General features: G+C 44.9%; 1 protein-coding gene. It reads right to left on the bottom strand.

Features of this window, described 5'->3' with window-relative positions; all coding sequences use genetic code 11:
- A partial coding sequence (locus tag PR766_RS11365; RefSeq protein ID WP_272518479.1) for a terminase large subunit occupies nt 1–1,265 on the bottom strand: 1,265 nt, incomplete at both ends.

The raw sequence follows: 1,265 nt of genomic DNA, 5'->3' as shown, positions 1-1,265 counted from the left end.
GGGTTGTGATCGTGGTGGAACTTACCTGCATACACATCAGCCTGAACACTTTTCATGGCTTCAGACATATTCTTAACTGTTTGAGCAACCTCAACTAACGGAACGCCTTCCTCCGCTAGCCGGCGAGAAAACTGAACTGCACTCCATGGGTCAAATCCTAATTCACGCACATCATCGCCATCACACCACTTCAGGATGTCATCTTTGATAATGTCATGATCAATCACTTCGCCGTCAGTAAATTCCAAGTGACCGGCATCTTCCCATTTCCGGTAGAGCTCAGCGATGTGTTTAGGTGCTGTATCAATACGATCCTCGGGTATCCAAAATTTGCACTTAATGTGCGTTTTTCCCTGCCCGTCCTCATACATCTTAATTGCTGCAGCAACGTCAATTTTGCTAGCCAAGTCAACACCAACCCAAACAGGATAATTCTTCAACTCATCATCAGGGGCGTTAGCTGGGGCAGCTTCCCATTTGCTCATATCCATCCAAACAGATTCAGCATTTACCCACTTATTAAGGTGCTTAGTGAGAAAGTTAGGACGAGCAGCAATTTGCTCTTTCGCCTTCTTGGCCAGACGTCGCATATCATCAAAACGCTTACAGACACCAAGACCAGGATTAGCTTTTATCCAAACGGATTCATCAAAATCATCGTCGCCCTCATCGAGGGTATAAATAATGGCAAAGAAAGTGTCATCATCAACAACTCCCGTTAGAACTTTAATTGCGTAATCCCGTAACTCGTAACAGATCCCCTCTTTGTTAAAACCCGATGTTGTGATGGCAAATAAAAGCGACTGCAATCGCGCGCCTGTTGCTGTTTCAAGAACATCCCACACATCGCGAGTCTTGTGAGCATGGAGTTCATCGACTATCCCACAATGAATATTCAAGCCATCGAGGTTATTCGCATCACTGGAAAGTGGTTCAAATTTAGACGCCGTTCGCTCTTGGTAAATGGCTAACTTGTTGTAATCAAATAAGCGACCTAGCGTTGCTTTCGCTTTTTTGACCATATTTTTGGCATCTTCAAACACGATGCGAGCCTGATCGCGAGTCGTTGCTGCTGAATAAACCTCAGCACCACCTTCGCCATCAGCACCGGTCATGTATAAACCGATACCACTGGAGAGCGTTGATTTTGCATTTTTACGAGCCACTTCATTAAATGCGGTTCGAAAACGACGAACAAAGATGGCATCACCATCATCATCAAGGACTTGTTCACCGGTTAATTCATCAATTAACGGGATCACGAA

The organism is Providencia sp. PROV208, from assembly GCF_028479465.1.
In the GTDB taxonomy this organism is placed as follows: Bacteria; Pseudomonadota; Gammaproteobacteria; order Enterobacterales; family Enterobacteriaceae; genus Providencia; species Providencia alcalifaciens.
This window is presented reverse-complemented; position numbering and strand designations above follow the sequence as displayed.